This window comes from Gordonia hirsuta DSM 44140 = NBRC 16056, assembly GCF_000333015.1.
Lineage (GTDB): Bacteria > Actinomycetota > Actinomycetes > Mycobacteriales > Mycobacteriaceae > Gordonia > Gordonia hirsuta.
Window position 1 is genome coordinate 224,907 of the sequence record NZ_BANT01000002.1, and the last position, 14,753, is coordinate 239,659.

Consider the following 14,753-nt stretch of genomic DNA (forward strand, 5'->3'; position numbering starts at 1 on the left):
TCGCGGCCATGTGCCCGGCGTTGTCGGAGGCCGGGCCTATGCTCGGCCAGTGAGAGATCGGCGAGGGGAGAGGCGGGTGCGCACATGCTGACCGTGCATCGGGCCGAACGGGTGGATGTGCTCGCCGACGTGCTCGCCGACCAATTCGCCACGCCGCTGCCCGACCCGCTGCAGGCAGAGCTGGTGGTGGTTCCGGCCCGCGGAGTCGAACGCTGGCTGAGTCAGCGACTGGCGCTGCGGCTGGGGGCGGCGGGCGCATCGGATGGTATCGCCGCCAACATCGACTTTCCCTCCCCGGATTCCTTGCTGCGCCGGGTGGTGTTGGCCACCGCCGCCGACCCGGATGCCGCGCAGGCCTGGTACACCGATCGCCTGGTGTGGCCGGTGCTGCAGATGATCGACGCGCACCTGCACGATGAGCGACTGTCGGTGCTGCGCAGACACCTGAGTGGGCCGGACGGTGCTGGCCGGCGCCTGTCGGCGGCCACGACGATCGCAGAACTGTTCGCCGCCTACGGCCGGCAGCGGCCGACGATGCTGGCCGACTGGGCCGTCGGCCGGGACACCGACGGCGCCGGGCGCCGACTCGACCCGACGCTGGACTGGCAGCCGTGGTTCTGGCGGTTGGTCCGCGAGCAGATCGCCGCTCCGCACCTGGCCGAACAACTCGACGACGTCGCGGCGGTGCTGCGAACCGACCCGGCCGTGGTCGACCTGCCCGAACGGTTCGCCTTCTTCGGTGCCACCCGCATCCCCGAAGCACTGCGGTCGATCCTGGCGGCGTTGGCCGAGCACCGCGAGGTCTCGGTGATGCTGCCGCATCCGTCGGATGCGTTGTGGCACAAGGTGGCGGCTCACCCAGGCCGGGTGCCGCGGGCCCGCGCGGTGGCCGACCAGGTGCGCCCGGCACACCCGCTGCTGGCGGCCCTGTCCCGGGATGTGCAGGAACTGCAGGAGGTGCTGTCTCCGCAGATCGGCGCGGACGTGCTGCACCGGCTGCCGGCGCGGTCGCCGTCGCTGCTGGCGGCGATCCAGGAGGGCCTCGCCGACGACCGGCTCTCGCCTCGGTCGGGGCCGGCCCCGGACGATTCGTTGGAAGTTCACGCCTGCCACGGCCCCGAACGGCAGGTCGAGGTGCTGCGCGACCGGTTGCTGAGGTTGTTCGACGACCATCCCGATCTGCAGCCGCGCGATGTGCTCATCATGTGCCCGGATGTGGAGGCGTTCGCCCCGCTGATCCAGGGCGCCTTCGGTCAGACCGGTCTGGATCACCCCGGCTTCTCGCTGCGCGTACGCCTGGCCGACCGTGGTCTGCGCGAGACCAATGAAGTGCTCGACGTGCTGGCGGCCGTGGTGGATCTGGCGGCAGGGCGTGTGCGCTCGGGCGAATTGCTGGACCTGCTCGGCCTGCCTGCGGTGCAGCGTCGCTTCGGCCTGTCCGACGATGATCTGGAGACCCTCGCGGGATGGATCGAACGGGCCGGTGTGCGCTGGGGGATCGACGAGGTGCAGCGCGAACGCTTCGGAATGGGCGGCTTTCCGCAGGGCACCGCAGCGGTGGGACGCGACCGGCTGCTGCTCGGCGTGCTCGCCGAGGAGTCGGAGAACCAGTGGCTCGGCTCGGGTCTGCCGCTGGACGGGGTCGAGTCCACAAAAGTCGATCTCGCCGGCCGGTTCGCCGAATTCGTCGATCGGCTCGGGCGGCTGCTGCGCGCCCTGGACGAACGACGTTCGGCTCCCGAATGGGCGCATGTACTGTCCGGGGCCGTGGACGCACTGACCGAATCTGCGCCGGACACCCAATGGCAGCGGGTGCAGGCGATCAGCATGCTCACCGAGGCTCTCGATGTGTCCGGAGCCGCCGAGGCGGTGCTGGGCCGCGACGACATCCGCGAGATGCTGGGCCGGCTGCTGGCGGCCCGGCCCACCCGCGCCAACTTCTGCACCGGTGAACTGACCGTCGCCACGCTGACCCCGATGCGCTCGGTTCCGCACCGCGCCGTGGTGCTGCTGGGCATGGACGCCGAAAGCTTCCCGCGATCGGGATCGATCGACGGTGACGACATCCTCCGCAGGGTGCCGCTGATCGGGGAACGCGACCGCGCCGACGAGGACCGGCAGGTGTTCCTCGACGCTCTCGGTTCGGCGGTGGACCATCTCCTGGTCTTCTACACCGGAGCCGACCCGGTGACCGGGGCCGTCGTGCCGCCGCCGGTGCTGGTCAGCGAACTCATCGAGACCGCCGACACCGTGTCGCAGGGTTCGACGGGGGTGGTGCATCGGCACACGCTGCACGCCTTCGACGAACGGAACTTCCGGCCGGGCCCCGGCACGGCCCCGCTCAGCTACGACAGCCGGCTCCTGCGCGGGGCGCGGGCGTTGGCCGCGGTGACCGCCGGCAGTGTTCGCGCGACCGACTTTCCGGTGGCAGCCGAGACGGTGCTGCCGCCGGTGGACCCGACCGTCGACATCGACCTGGCAGACCTCATCGCCGTACTCCAGTCGCCGGCCGAACGCTTTGTCCGCGACCGGCTCGGCGCGGTGCTGCCCGATCACGACGAGACCCATCCCGAAGAACTCGACGTGCAACTGGACGGACTGCAGACCTGGAAGATCGGTGACCGCTATCTGCAGCACTTCCTGGCCGGAGTCGATTCGCACCTGATCGAGAGTGCGGAGATCCGGCGGGGCACGCTGCCTCCGTTCGATTTCGGCCGCCAGGTACTCGAGAGCGTGCGCGATAAGGCCGAGGCCGTCGGAGTGGTCGGCGCCCAGCATCGCAGCGGCCACGGGGACACCGTCGATGTGCGGGTTCGGCTGGCCGACGGTCGCCGGGTGTACGGCACCGTGCCCGATGTCTTCGGTGACCGCCTGGTGACCGTCGGCTATTCGAAGCTCAGTGCCAAACAGCGACTAGCCTCCTGGATCCGGCTGCTGATGATCGCCGCCGGAGCGTCGTATCCGATCACCGAGGCGCTGACCATCGGTGCCGCGCGCAGTGGAACGGGGGCGCAGATCAGCCGGCTGCGGCGTCCCGACGATCCGCTTGCACTCATCGAGCAGCTGGTGGCGGTGCGCGATGCAGCGCTGCGGGCGCCGCTGTGGCTGCCGCCGACGGTCGGCGACGACGCTGCGCAGTCGTTCGGCAGCGGTCGTGCCGACCGGGCACTGGCGCGGATCCGGAGTGAACGCGGCTTCGTGGTGAACGACCGTTACGTCAACTGGCTGCTCTTCGACGATCCGGGGCGCGGCGCCACGGTCGATCAGCAGATCGATCTGGCCGCTGCCGCGCCGTTCGCCGAACTCGATCCGATGCTGCCGGATCTGAGCGCCGCCGGGGTCAGCGGTGCGGCGGCCCGGCTGATCGGAGTGGCCGTCACCATCTACCGGCCGCTGCGCGAACGGGAGACCAGCCGATGACCACGACCGATCGCACACCGCGCGACTTCGACCTGCGGGACCCGCTGCCGACCGGCACCGTGGTTCTGGAAGCCAGCGCGGGCACGGGCAAGACGTACGCGATCGTGGCACTGGCGGTGCGATACCTGGCCGAAGGCACACCGGTGGACAGGCTGCTGATGGCCACGTTCTCCAATGCCGCCTCCAATGAACTGCGCGACCGGACGCGTGCGCGCCTCGCCGAATGCGTGGCGGCCCTGGGCCGCCCGGCCGCCGGCGGCGATGACGAGTTGGTGACGCTGCTGCGGCGGGGGACCGACGACGAAGTGGAGCACCGCAGGTTGAACCTCGCGGCGGCAATGAGTGATTTCGATTCGGCCACCGTGGCGACCACCCACACCTTCTGCAACCGGATGCTCGCGGCCCTGGGATTCCTCGGAGAACGCGCACAGCAGTTCCCGATCCTGGAGAACGTCGACGAGATGGTCGCCGAACTCACCCGTGACCTCTATCTGAGCCGGTTCGCCGGCGCCGCGGCCAGCGCCCCGGACTTCACCGCGGTCGCCACGGTGACCGAGGAGGCGGTGAATCAGCCCGGTACCGCCCTGGCGCCCGACGCCGAACAGGCCGATGAGGCCACCGCGATCAGGCTGGAGCTGGCTGCCGCGGCACGCCGGGAGACCGACCGTCGCAAACGTCTGGCCAGGGTGCGTACCTACGACGACCTGCAGAACGCGTTGCACACGATCATCGACGATGCCGCCGTCGGGGAGGCGGCGCGGTCACGGATCGCCGAACAGTTCTCGGTGGTCCTGATCGACGAGTTCCAGGACACCGACCCGCAACAGTGGGCGATCCTGCAGGGTTGCTTCCACGGACGCGTTCCGCTGATCCTGGTGGGCGATCCCAAACAGTCGATCTACGGCTTCCGCGGCGCCGAGGTCCGCAGCTATCTCAGTGCGGTCGCGGCCGCCGCCGACACCCGGAGGCTGGTCACCAACTGGCGGTCGGACGGGCCGCTGGTCGATGCCCTGGCCGGGATCTTCGCCGGGGCCACCTTCGGCGATCCGCGCATCGCCTTCCACCCGGTCGGATCCGCGCGGGGCGCCTCGCGCCTGCACGGCACCCCACCGGTGCGGTTGCGGGCCTTCCTCGGCGAAACCGATTTCACCGAGGCCGAGCCGAAGCTCGCCAAGGTGCGGGCCGCGGTGACCGCCGACGTCGCCGACGACATCGCCGAACTGCTGAACTCGCCGGTCACCATCGACGATCCCGGCACCGGGCAGACCCGGCCGGTCCAGCCCGGGGACATCGCCGTCCTGGTCCGGACCAACAGCACCGTCGACCCGCTGCAACATGCCCTGGCCGAACGCGGCATCTCCGCGGTGGTGCGTTCGGGGACGTCGATCTTCAAGACCCCCGCCGCCCGGCACTGGTGGTACGTGCTGGCCGCGATCGAGCAACCGTCGAACTCGCGGCGGGTGCGCCTGGCCGCCTTGACCCCGTTGATCGGCATCACCGCGACCCGGCTCGACGCCGAGGGCGACGAGGGTGTGGGCAGGCTGGCGGCACAGCTGGCCGAACTCGGCCGCGTCTTCGGCGAGGGAGGGTTCGCTTCCCTGTCGGCGCGGCTGTTCGACGCCTTCGACACCGACGAACGACTCCTCGGTGCGGTCGGCGGCGAACGGCTGCTCACCGATCTGCGGCAGCTCGCCGATCTGTGCAACGGCCGGATGGCCTCGGCGGTCGGTGGGCTGGCCTCGCTGACCGCCTGGCTCGGGGCACAGATCGACGATCCGTCGAAGATGCGGCACGGGCAGGCGCAGACCCGTCGACTGGACCGGGACGCTCGCGCGGTGCAGATCATGACGATCCACGCCAGCAAGGGCCTGGAGTTCCCGATCGTGTACGTCCCGTTCGGCTGGGACGGCGCCCGCCCACCCCAGGACCAGACGCAGCTTCTGCACGACGCCGCCGGCAATCGCCGTCTGGACGTCGGCGGTAAGAACGCCCCCGGGTTCGCCGAACGGCGATACGCGGCGCTGTCCGACGAGGCCGGGGACGATCTCCGGCTGCTGTACGTGACACTGACCCGGGCCGCCTCCCAGGTGGTGCTGTGGTGGGCTCCGTCGGGGCTGACCGATCGGGGGCCGCTGCATCGGCTGCTGTTCACCGCCGCGCAGCGCACCCGCGCGCTCGAGGCGGGTGCGGGGGCGTCGCCGATCGACCTGTCGGTACCGGTGCCGATGAGCGACGAGGAGACTAAACAGGTCCTGCTGGGGATCCGCGACCTGGCCGAACCCGGCCTGATCGCCGTGGAAGCGGCCGGGCGCCACGGGGACGGTGTGCAGTGGGATCCGCCGCCGGCCGCCGATACAACCGAGACGCTCACGGTCGCGTGTTTCGACGCCGATATCGACCAGGATTGGGCGCGGACCTCCTACTCGGCGATCGTCCGCTTCGCCCACGGTCCCCACACCGATGGGGCGATCCAGACCAGCAGCGAACCCGAAGACGGGCTGATGGCCGACGAGCCGGTCGACGTCGATCCGGAGGCGGCGACGGTCGCCTCCTCCGACGGGACCCCGTCGCTGATGAACGGGCTGCCCTTCGGTGCGGCCTTCGGCACCCTGGTGCACGAGGTCCTCGAGCACGTGGACACCTCCGCACCGGACCTGGCCGCCCATGTGTACGCCCGGACCGTCGAAGGAGCTGCCCGCAGCGGGTTGGAGGTGGACACACACCAGCTCGCACGGGCACTGACGGCCGTGCTGACCACCCCGCTGGGTTTCGGTGATCTGGCGGGTATCGCCCCACCCGACCGGCTGGCCGAACTCGACTTCGAACTGCCGCTGGCGGCACCGGGATTCACCCTCGAGCAGGTCGGCGATCTACTCGAGCAGCATCTGCCCGCCGACGACCCGTTGTCCGGCTACGCCCACGCAGTACGCCAGGTGTCGACCGAATCGTTCCGCGGCTACCTCACCGGCAGCATCGACTCGGTGCTGCGCATCCCCGACGGCAGTTTCGCGGTGGTGGACTACAAGACCAACCGGCTGCGGCCCGGTGAGCTGACCGCCGAAGACTTCCACACCGAGGCGATGGCCCAGGAGATGGTCACCGCGCACTATCCGCTGCAGGCACTGCTGTACTCGGTGGCCCTGCACCGCTACCTGCGGTGGCGGCTGCCCGGCTACCGGCCCGAGGTGCATCTGGGTCCGGTGCAGTACCACTTCGTGCGCGGCATGATCGGGCCCGACACGCCACGGGGCTGCGGGGTCTTCGACTGGCGTCCGCCTCCGGCGCTGATCACCGACCTGTCGGATCTGCTGGCGGGAACGGGGCAGGAGCGATGAACGCACAGGTGGTGGCCGCCGAGATCGGTCCGCTGCGGATCTTCAACGACGCCGGGGTGTTCACCGCGGCCGACGTGCATGTGGCCAGACGAGTCGCGGCCCTGTCGGGGGCCGATATCGGCGACGACGAGTTGATCGCGATCGCGCTGGCCGTGCGAGCGGTGCGCACCGGTTCGACGTGCGTGCCACTGGCCACGATCGGCGAGATCACCCCCGAGCTGGAGTCGGCCGAGGATCCGGCGGCCGATACGGTGCTGCCCTGGCCCGACCCGGACCGGCTCGTGGCGACGCTGCAGGCTTCGCCACTGGTCACCGGGTGCCCCAGCGGCCCGTTGCGACCGTTGGCGCTGATGACCTCCGACGAGGGCCCGCTGCTGTACCTGCGCAAATACTTCCGTCAGGAGCAGGCCATCCGCGCGATCCTGGAGCAGCGCGGGGCCAGCCGACCGACGATCGACCCGGCGGCATTGGAGCAGGCGATCGACCGGGTCTTCGGCCCCCTCGTACCCGGGAGCGATTACGACCGGCAGCGAGCGGCCGCGGCGCTGGCGGCGACCTCCTGGACCACGGTCCTGGCCGGTGGGCCGGGCACCGGAAAGACCTACACCGTCGCCCGCCTGCTGGCGGTGATGGAACAGCTGCTCGGTGCCGACGTCAGGATCGGACTGTGCGCCCCCACCGGCCGGGCCGCAGCCCAGATGCAGGCCTCCATCAACGACTACCGCGCCACCTCACAGCACCTGAGCACCGTCCCGGTGGCGACCACCGTGCACCGACTACTCGGCTGGCGGCCCGACGGCAGCTTCGGGCGTGGTGCCGGCAATCGGCTGCCCTACGACGTGGTGGTGGTCGACGAGACCTCCATGCTGGCGGTGACGATGATGAGCCGGCTCCTGGAGTCACTGCGCGAGGACACGCGGCTGATCCTGGTCGGTGACCCGCACCAGCTGGCCTCGGTGGATGCCGGCGCCGTACTGGCCGATCTGGTGGACCGGGACGGCACCGGAACCGAATTGCCGTCGGCCTTCGTTCAGGTGGCGCGGCCACAGGGGCACTTCACCGAGGCCGAAGAACGGCGCCTGGCCGGCGGGGTGATCACCCTGACGCGAGGGCACCGCTACGGCGGCCAGATATCGGAGGTCGCCGAAGCCATCCGGGCCGGCGATGCCGATCGGGTGGTCGACCTGATCACCGGCCCCGCGGCCGGCGCCTTCGAATCGAGGCAGGTGAGTCTGCTCGCCCCGGACGCCGTGGAGCCGGTGCGCCGGGACGTGTTGCGGTGGGCGGCGCAGCTGCAGAACGCGGCCCGCGCCGGTCAGGCGGGCGAAGCTCTGGAAGCATTGGTCAGCCACCGGGTCCTGTGCGCCCACCGCGACGGGCGGCATGGTGTCTCCGGCTGGTCCCGCCAGATCATCGACTGGATCACTGAGGCGGGCGGGGCGGTCCCACGCGCCGGGTGGTACAGCGGCGAACCGGTGCTGGTCAACGCCAACGACGCCGCCCACCAGGTCTTCAACGGCGACTCCGGAGTGGTGATCACCGATACCGGTGGCAGCAGTGGCGACGGGTTGGCGGTGGTCTTCGCCCGCGGCGACGAGATCAAGACGCTGCATCCCAGTCAGCTCTCGGATGCCTCGCCGGTCTATGCGATGACGATCCACCGGAGCCAGGGCAGCCAGTTCGGCGCGGTCACCGTCGTCCTGCCGGAACTGGATGCGCAGCTGCTCACCAAGGAGCTGCTGTACACCGCCGTCACCCGCGCCCGGCACACGGTACAGATCGTCGGCACCGAAGAGGCGCTGCGGGCAGCGGTCGGCCGGTCGGTACAGCGCGCCAGCGGTCTGGGTTCCTCGGTCCGGGAGCTGTAACGGACCGATTACTGCCGGCCGTGGGTGTCCGGGTCGTCAGAGGTTGCTCGTCAAGGGTTGATGAAGTACCAGTTCCTGGTCAGATCGCGTCCGCCGGGCACCAGATCGCGGCGCCGGTAGCTCTCCCAGCCGAGGAACAGCCGCTGCGGTTCTCGCGGCAGCTTCATGAACGCCTGCATGCCCTTGCTGCGCGCGAGTTCGGTCTTGTGCGCGTTGATGGCACGCACCTTTGCGCCGATCCGATTGCGCAGATCCAAGGTCACGTTGACCTTGTCCGGGGCGGTGCCGGTGATCTTCACGTTCGGTTCGGCCGACAGGAACGGCCGCAGTTCGGCGACCGTGCTCTGCGGCAGCGTCGAGAAGTACAGCGTCGAGGTCTGCCAGGGCGGCCCCAGATCGGGACGGTAATTGGCGATCGCCGCGATGTCCGCGGCCGCGGCGGCGATCCGGTGAGCGTGGATGTGGTCGGGATGCCCGTAGATTCCGTAGGCGTTGTAGGTGACGATCACCTCCGGCCGCAACCGCCGGATGTGCTCGACCACCTGGGCCACCTGGTCGTCGAAGGGCACGTCGATCAATCGCGGCGCACCGGGGGCCGAATCGGGCACAAAGCTGTCGGCGTAGCCGAGCATCACCGGCGGCTCCGACAACCCCAGCTCGGCGGTCGCGTCCAGGAGCTCACGGTGCCGATGGGTGCCCTCTGCCCATGTGCACGTGATCAGCCAGGTGCGCCCACCGCGCGCGGACAGGTCGGCAATGGTGCCTCCGGTCCACAACGATTCGTCGTCGGGGTGGGCGTGGATGAACAACGCACTCGGAGCGGGGGTCACCCACATGACAATACGTGTCCGACGGCGACGGTAAACTATGCTCGCGCCGGTGCGCGCAGTCCGCATGTCGATTCGACCCGATAGGGGATGGTTCTCTCATGAGTTCACAAGTGCACGAGTTCCAGGCCGAGGCTCGCCAACTGCTCGACCTCGTCGTGCATTCGATCTATTCGAATAAGGACAGCTTTCTGCGTGAGCTGATCTCGAATGCGTCCGATGCGCTCGACAAGCTCCGGCTGGAATCGCTGACGAACACCGACTTGGACGCCGACACCTCCGATCTGCATGTGCGGTTGACCCCGGACACCCAGGCACGGACCCTGACGGTGGCCGACAACGGCATCGGCATGGGCCGTGACGAGGTGGTCGACCTGATCGGCACCGTCGCCAAATCCGGCACCGCCAAGCTGCGCCAGGCGCTGTCCGAGTCCGGTGACGCGGCCGCGTCCGAGGAGCTGATCGGCCAGTTCGGTATCGGCTTCTACTCGGTGTTCATGGTCGCCGATCGCGTGGTGATGGTCACCCGCAAGGCCGGCGAGTCGATCGGCACCCGCTGGGAATCGACCGGTGACGGCACGTACACCATCGACGACGCCGCCGATGCGCCGCAGGGGACCTCCATCACCCTGACGCTCAAGCCCGTCGACACCGACAACAGCCTGCACGATTACGCCGACCCTCAGGTGCTGCGTTCGCTGGTCAAGCGGTACTCGGATTTCATCTCCTGGCCCATCCGGATGTTCGAGACCGTCGAGGTCCCCGCCGAGGAGGAGGGCGGCGAGCCGACGCAGGAACAGAGCGATGTCACGCTCAACTCGCAGAAGGCCCTGTGGGCCAAGATCCCCAGCGAAGTGGCTCCGGAAGAGTATGCCGAGTTCTACCGGCATGTGAGCCACCAGTGGGACAGCCCGCTGGAGACGATCTCGATGCACGCCGAAGGCACCTTCGAATACCAGGCGCTGATGTTCATCCCCTCGCAGGCGCCGATGACCATGTTCGCTCCCGAACGACCCTGCAATCTGCAGCTGTACGTGCGCCGGGTCTTCATCTCCGATGACGTCCCGGAGTTGCTGCCGACCTATCTGCGCTTCGTCCACGGCGTGGTCGACGCCAACGATCTGTCGCTCAACGTCTCCCGTGAGATCCTGCAGCAGGACCGGCAGATCCGGGCGATCCGCCGCCGGCTGGTCAAGAAGGTGATCGGCACCGTGCAGGAGATGCAGGACCGCAAACCCGAGGACTATGCCGGCTTCTGGAACAACTTCGGTGCGGTGTTCAAGGAGGGGCTGGCCGGGGATCAGGACAACTTCCAGGCGATCCTGAAGGCCTCGGTCTTCGATTCGACGGCCTCCGACGACGAGCGCACCACTTTGGCCGACTACATCGAACGATGCCCGGCCGAGCAGAAGGTCATCTATTACATGACCGGCGAGTCGCGCAAGCAGATCGAGCGGTCGCCGCACCTGGAAGGATTCCGGGCCAAGGGGATCGAGGTCCTGCTGCTGTCGGATCCGGTCGATGAGTTCTGGACCTCGCAGATGCCCGAGTTCGACGGTCGCACCTTTGTCTCGGTGGCCAAGGGTGAGGCCGGACTGGACGATGAGGACGATGACGCCGGAACCGACCGCGACGCCGAGTTCGCGGATCTGCTGACCTGGCTGACCGGCGTGCTCGATGCCGATGTCAGCACCAGCCGGCTGACCAAGCGCCTGACCGATTCGGCGGCCTGTCTGGTCGGGGAGGAGTTCTCGATCTCCCCGCAGATGGAGAAACTGTACCGGGCGTCGGGACAGGAGATCCCGCACATGAAGCGGGTGCTCGAGCTCAACCCGGACCATCCGCTGGTCACCGGGCTGGCCAAGGCCTATGCCTCCGGCGGCGAGGACCACGGCGATCTGGAGCCGACCGCGAAGCTGATCTACGCGATGGCTCTGCTGGCAGAGGGTGGGGAACTGGCCGATCCGGCCGAGTTCGCCAGGCTGCTGTCCGACACGCTCGTCGCGGGTCTGGAATAGACGCCGCATGGGGCTGTTGACTCCGCTCGCCGTTCGCATCGGATCCATCGAGTGGCTGCCGCGGTATCTGCCGTGGATCGTCAAGGTCGACGACGCCGTTCAGAAGGTGAGCGGCGGGCGGGTCGACCTGCTCGACATCGCCGGGCTGCCCAGCATCACGATGGTGATCGCGGGTCGCAAGAGCGGGATCGAGCGCACCACCACGGTGCTGGCAGCCCCGGACGGGGACGACTGGATCGTGGCCGGCTCGTACTTCGGCAACCCCAAGGCGCCGGCCTGGGTCTACAACCTGCGTGCAGCCGACTCGCTGAGCATTGTCGGGCGCGCTGGCACGATGCTGCCGATGGTGCGAAACGAACTGGACGGTGTGCAGCGCGCCGACGCCTGGGCGACACTGCTGGCGGTCTGGCCCAACTTCGAGCTGTACGAGCGGCGCACCGCCGGGCACCGCATCATCCCCTTGTTCCGGCTCAGTCCTGCCCCGGATACCGGGCCGGGGCAGGACTGAACCGGACCGGGCTCATTCGCCCTTGAACTGGGGTTCCCGCTTCTCGAAGACGGCGGTGATGGCCTCGGTGAGATCGTTGCTCGGCAGGAAAGCGGCGTTCCAGGCCGCGACATAGCGCAAGCTCTCATCGACGCGGGCCGCGCGGGCCTGGTCCAGGACCGTCTTGGTACCCTGCACCACCAGCGGCGGCAGGGCGGCGATCTCAGCGGCCTGGGAGCGGGCCGCGGTCAGCAGTGCTTCGCGATCGTCGTAGACGTCGCTGACCAGGCCGATCTTCTCGGCGCGCGCAGCATCGATGTCTTTGCCGGTCAGTGCCAGCTCGCGGGCGTGACCGTCCCCGACGATCAGCGGCAGCCGGGCCAGCGAACCCATATCGGCGACAATGGCCACCCGGACCTCGCGCACACTGAATTTGGCATCGGCGCTGGCCAGCCGGATATCCGCGGCGGTGATCAGGTCTACGCCGCCGCCGATGCACCAGCCGGCGACCGCGGCGATGACCGGCTTGCGGCAGTCGGCGACGGCATTGATGCCGGACTGCATCCGCTTGATCAAGTCGTGGAAGTCGGTGCGCACCTTCGCCTTCGCGTTGTCGGCCAGCACTGCACCGAAGTCGCCGGCCATCGCCGGCAGGTCCAGACCGTAGGAGAAGTGGTTGCCCGAGCCGGTGAGCACCACGGCGCGCACCTCCGGATCGGCATCGATTCCGGCGAAGATCGGCACCAGCTCGGCCCAGAAATCGGGACCCATCGCGTTTCCACGGCCGGGACCGACCAGGGTCACCTCAGCGACATGGTCGGCGACGGCGACCTCGAAGGCCTTGTAGTCAGCGGTGCGGTAGGACATGGCTTCTCCTGACGAGTGCGAGTAAGGGCTCTAGCGAGCGTAGCCGCAGCCCGCCGCACCCTCGCGGTCGCCTGGGGTCCGGTCAGTCCCGGGTCAGCAGGGGGATCAGTCGTTGGGTCTTGGCCGGAGTCCAGCCCGGTGGGTGCAGGATGTCGGCCCAGGCGGCGGGAATGGCGGCCAGATAGGTGTGGCCGTGCCCGTCGGGGACGTCGGCGGCGACCGCCATATCGGCGGCGACCTGCAGAAAGGTGACCACCGGAATCCAACGGGTCGCCGGCAGCACATCGCGCCCGCGTTCTTCGGTGAGCCAGTCGGGTTTGTTCAGCAGCAGATCCGGGGACCACCACGAGATCGGATCGGACGGATGCTGCAGATAGACCAGCCGCCCGTCGGTGCTCCACGGAGCATCGGGCCGAGCCAGATCACCGGATTCGGCGATGAACCGCACCTGATCGCCGTTGTCGTAGATCGGGAGCCACTCGGGAGAACCGGAATCGCGTTCGGCGGTGGTGTCGGCCCACAACTGGTTACTGAAGGTGGGACCCGACAGCAGGGCGCCGTCGGTCCGGGCGGCCATCGTCGGAATCGAGCCGAACGGGGCCTCGGCGCCGAAGGAACCCAGGCTCTCCCCGAAGACGACGACCTTGGGACGCTGGGCTTCCGGGATGTTGCGGACCTTGCGATCGACGGCCTCGAACAGGGCGATACCGGCCAGTCGGGCGCGTTCCTGGTCGACCAGGAACGACAACCAGCTGGGCAGCATGGAGTACTGCATGGAGACCATGGCGGTGTCTCCGTTGTACATGTACTCGAGCGAGTCGACGGTGGCCCGGTTGATCCAGCCGGTACCGGTGGACATGCCGATGCCGATCAGTTCGCGCTCGAAGGCGCCGGTCCGCTCGAGTTCTGCGACCACCAGGTCGGCAGAGGCGCGCGGCCCGTCAGCCGATTCCAGACCGGCGTAGACCCGGATCGGTTCGACGGCCGGGGCCTGGTTGAAGTCGGTGAGTTCACTCACGGTGGGACCGGTGGAGACGAAGGCTCGTCCCATGCGTCCCAGGCTCGGCCAGCTGACCAGGGACTCGGGGCCGCCCGAGCGCAGGTTCGAGGTCGGTGGTGCCGAATCCGGGGTGCTCTCCCGGTTGAGCGCGGCGAAGGAACTGTCCAGTGCACGCATACCGTAGTCGCCGACGGCGCCGTTGATGATGAAGATCGTCAGCAGCCCGATGACCGCAGCAGCGGTGATCCCGGAGATGCGACGCGGCACGAGCCGGTTGAGTTTGCGGGACAGCCCACGAACGGAGGCGCCCCACAGCTGACCGACGACCAGCAGCAGCGTCAAGACGATCGCCATCACCACCACGATGATCGGATAGGCCGAGGCCTGCAGGTGCTCCACGCCCATCAGATCGCGTATTTGGTTCTGCCAGCGGCCGTAGAAGAACATCATCACGGCGGTGCCGGAGACCGCGATCACCGCCAGCCCGACCCACAGATAGTGCGATGGTCGCGGCCAGGGCTGGTCGCGGGAGACCAGGTAGCGGGCCAAGAAGGCCAGGAAAGTTCCCAGAGCGTAGCCGACCGCCCCGGCGCCTCCGGCGACGATGCCTTGGAACAGTGGTCCGCGCGGGAGCAGCGACGGCGTGAACGACAACCACAGCAGCAGCGTCGCCATGATCGCGCCGCTGTAGGAGAAGTGCGTGACGTTGGCGTGCCACCACGCCCATACCCGCCGCAGCCTGCCGGGAGCGGGCGAGTGCGCCGACGGTGCCAGGCCCGAATCGTCCGGCGGTGGGGTGGTGGACGTCGGGGTGCGCTGATCGGCCGCGGCGCCGGTTTCGCATGTACCCACGTGAGGCTCCCTCGACTCGATCCCGGGTCTCACCGGCGGTCCGGCCGCCGGTGGCGCCATGGTCCAAACGTTGAAAAGT

8 protein-coding genes are annotated in these 14,753 nt (G+C 68.9%); 5 read left to right on the forward strand and 3 right to left on the reverse strand.

The genetic code is table 11. The features are described 5' to 3' along the window. Nucleotides 1-84: 84 nt before the first annotated feature. The 3 genes from recC to recD are packed head-to-tail and all read left to right on the forward strand — an operon-like array spanning nt 85 to nt 8,623. Nucleotides 85-3,420 carry an exodeoxyribonuclease V subunit gamma gene (gene recC, locus GOHSU_RS01205; protein WP_005935501.1) on the forward strand — a complete coding sequence of 1,112 codons (3,336 nt, stop codon included), beginning with the start codon at nt 85-87 and terminating at the stop codon, nt 3,418-3,420. Next, nucleotides 3,417-6,755 carry a UvrD-helicase domain-containing protein gene (locus GOHSU_RS01210; RefSeq protein WP_005935503.1) on the forward strand — a complete coding sequence of 1,113 codons (3,339 nt, stop codon included), beginning with the start codon at nt 3,417-3,419 and terminating at the stop codon, nt 6,753-6,755. Before recC ends, GOHSU_RS01210 begins: the two co-directional genes overlap by 4 nt. Next, complete coding sequence (gene recD / locus GOHSU_RS01215) at nt 6,752-8,623, forward strand: exodeoxyribonuclease V subunit alpha (protein WP_005935505.1); 1,872 nt, start codon at nt 6,752-6,754, stop codon at nt 8,621-8,623. The genes GOHSU_RS01210 and recD overlap by 4 nt, the downstream gene beginning before the upstream one ends. 50 nt (nt 8,624-8,673) lie before the next feature. Here the strand turns inward: recD and GOHSU_RS01220 are convergent, their stop codons facing one another. Then, on the reverse strand, nt 8,674-9,459 hold the full coding sequence (locus GOHSU_RS01220; protein WP_005935507.1) for a PIG-L family deacetylase: 786 nt from the start codon (nt 9,457-9,459) through the stop codon (nt 8,674-8,676). 92 nt (nt 9,460-9,551) lie between these two features. Between GOHSU_RS01220 and htpG the strand changes: the two genes are divergently transcribed. Both htpG and GOHSU_RS01230 read left to right on the forward strand, forming a co-directional pair. Beyond that, complete coding sequence (htpG, locus tag GOHSU_RS01225; RefSeq protein WP_005935509.1) at nt 9,552-11,468, forward strand: molecular chaperone HtpG; 1,917 nt, start codon at nt 9,552-9,554, stop codon at nt 11,466-11,468. 7 nt (nt 11,469-11,475) lie between these two features. Further along, complete coding sequence (locus GOHSU_RS01230; RefSeq protein ID WP_005935511.1) at nt 11,476-11,976, forward strand: nitroreductase family deazaflavin-dependent oxidoreductase; 501 nt, start codon at nt 11,476-11,478, stop codon at nt 11,974-11,976. Between the two features lie 12 nt (nt 11,977-11,988). Here the strand turns inward: GOHSU_RS01230 and GOHSU_RS01235 are convergent, their stop codons facing one another. Then, nucleotides 11,989-12,822, reverse strand: coding sequence for a crotonase/enoyl-CoA hydratase family protein (locus tag GOHSU_RS01235; protein WP_005935513.1), 834 nt, complete (start codon nt 12,820-12,822; stop codon nt 11,989-11,991). A gap of 82 nt (nt 12,823-12,904) precedes the next feature. Further along, on the reverse strand, nt 12,905-14,674 hold the full coding sequence (locus GOHSU_RS01240; RefSeq protein WP_005935515.1) for an alpha/beta hydrolase: 1,770 nt from the start codon (nt 14,672-14,674) through the stop codon (nt 12,905-12,907). Between the last annotated feature and the right edge of the window lie 79 nt (nt 14,675-14,753).